Consider the following 1,835-nt stretch of genomic DNA (forward strand, 5'->3'; position numbering starts at 1 on the left):
AGAACAAGCTGGAAATTTGGAGGCTGTTTTCCATCCCCCGGGGGGATGGAAATGAACCTAAAAGAGCTTTTTAAAGATACTATACGAGGAGGATGTATGATGGAGACAGTGACTTTATCCAATGGAATTAAGATGCCGATATTGGGTTTTGGCGTCTATCAAATCCCTGATCTTGCAGAATGTGAGCGAGTTGTAAGCGAAGCCATTGAAGTGGGGTATCGTTCAATCGATACTGCTCAAGCTTACGGAAATGAAGAAGCTGTAGGGAATGCTGTTCGAAAAAGCGGCCTGCCTCGTGATGAATTTTTCATTACCACAAAGGTTTGGATTTCGAATGCCGGCTACGAGAAAGCTAAAGCATCCATCGACGAATCTTTACAAAAGCTTCAATCCGACTATATCGATTTAGTATTAATCCATCAACCGTTTAACGACTACTATGGAACATATCGAGCGATGGAAGAGTATTACAAGAAAGGGATCATTAAAGCGATTGGAGTAAGTAATTTCTATCCTGATCGGTTTATTGATATTGCCAAGTTTAGTGAGATCACTCCAATGGTGAACCAAGTGGAAACCCATGTCTTTAACCAACAAAAGCAAGCCCAAAAGATTATGGAGAAATATGGTACTCAAATTGAATCCTGGGGACCTTTTGCTGAAGGAAGAAATGATTTCTTTATGAATGAAACCCTAAAAGAAATTGGAGTGCAATATGGGAAATCGGTTGCCCAAGTTGCGCTTCGTTATCTCATTCAGCGTAATGTGGTTGTCATTCCTAAAACAGTTAGGAAAGAACGGATGATTGAGAATTTCGATGTCTTTAATTTTGAACTAACCAATGAAGACATGGATAAAATTGCGAAACTGGATCAAGAACAAAGCTTATTCTTCTCACATTACGATCCAGAAACTGTTGAATTTATAACAGAATACAGAATTGGTAAGTAAAATGAAAAAGCGGCGATCACTTCCCGGTATTCCACTGGGGAGAGGTCGCCGATTTACGTCTCAGATATTCCGATCCAGCAGTATCCCCGTTTGTTCAGCGATTACGCGAGGGGGGAGCGGCATCCCGTTCCTAAACCACCATTCTACTGTACCAACGATCGCTGCGCCAAAAAATTGAAGAAACATTTCTTCATTTAACCCCCGGTTTTTCCCTTCGGTAACATTTACGTCCGGCCTGTATTCTTGAATGACTAAATCAAGGAATCGACTGCGAAAATAAGCGGCACTTTTCGTATTTAACATTGTGGAAAAGAACAAATGATGTTCGGCAAAGTAATCGAACCAGACGTAGTTGCCCTCTGTAAACGTCAATTCGGATGCGGATTGGCAGAGATCCCGGAGATTATTAATATGTTCTTCGATAATCTTGTCAAGCAAGTCATATTTGTCAACGTAGTGGAGATAAATTGTGCCTCGGTTCACGTTGGCTTTATCGGCAATATCACGGATGGTTATGTCCTCAAAGTCTTTTTCAGCCATTAATTCAAGAATCGCACTTTTGATCGCGGTTTGCGTTTTTTGTACCCTTCGATCCACTTTCGTCATTTCTTAATCTCCTCTCCAAGATCCTCGTCAATTTTCAGTATTTTGTTCAATAATCAACATACCCAAAGGTATTGACGATTGTAAGTTGATTCATTCTGATTAAAATTATAAACACGAGTTGATTAAACGATCAATGTTAATAATCTTCAATCCCAGATGAATCAGTAAAGGAGAGAATCGCAATGTATAACGCTACATCAAAACTTCCTAGCTAAGATGAACGTAAACAAAAGACAGCCCTCCAAATTGCTACATCTCGTAGGTTAAAATGGATAGTG

The 1,835-nt window shown here is 40.0% G+C and carries 2 protein-coding genes; one reads left to right on the forward strand and one right to left on the reverse strand.

The window, feature by feature from the left end; all coding sequences use genetic code 11:
* The first annotated feature begins 99 nt into the window (after positions 1–99).
* Complete coding sequence (locus M891_RS0122120; RefSeq protein WP_028540297.1) at positions 100–951, forward strand: aldo/keto reductase; 852 nt, start codon at positions 100–102, stop codon at positions 949–951.
* Between the two features lie 60 nt (positions 952–1,011).
* On the opposite strand, the gene M891_RS0122125 is transcribed toward M891_RS0122120, so the two are convergent.
* A complete protein-coding gene (locus M891_RS0122125) occupies positions 1,012–1,557 on the reverse strand; it encodes a TetR/AcrR family transcriptional regulator (protein WP_028540298.1) in 546 nt (181 codons plus the stop codon).
* Positions 1,558–1,835: the final 278 nt, after the last annotated feature.

It is taken from the genome of Paenibacillus sp. J14, assembly GCF_000518465.1.
Classification (GTDB): domain Bacteria; phylum Bacillota; class Bacilli; order Paenibacillales; family Paenibacillaceae; genus Fontibacillus; species Fontibacillus barengoltzii.

Bases quoted from the DNA above. Each gene is read 5' to 3' on its own strand.
- M891_RS0122120 (WP_028540297.1), top strand. From the start codon at position 100: ATGGAGACAGTGACTTTATCCAATGGAATTAAGATGCCGATATTGGGT.
- M891_RS0122125 (WP_028540298.1), bottom strand. From the start codon at position 1,557: ATGACGAAAGTGGATCGAAGGGTACAAAAAACGCAAACCGCGATCAAA.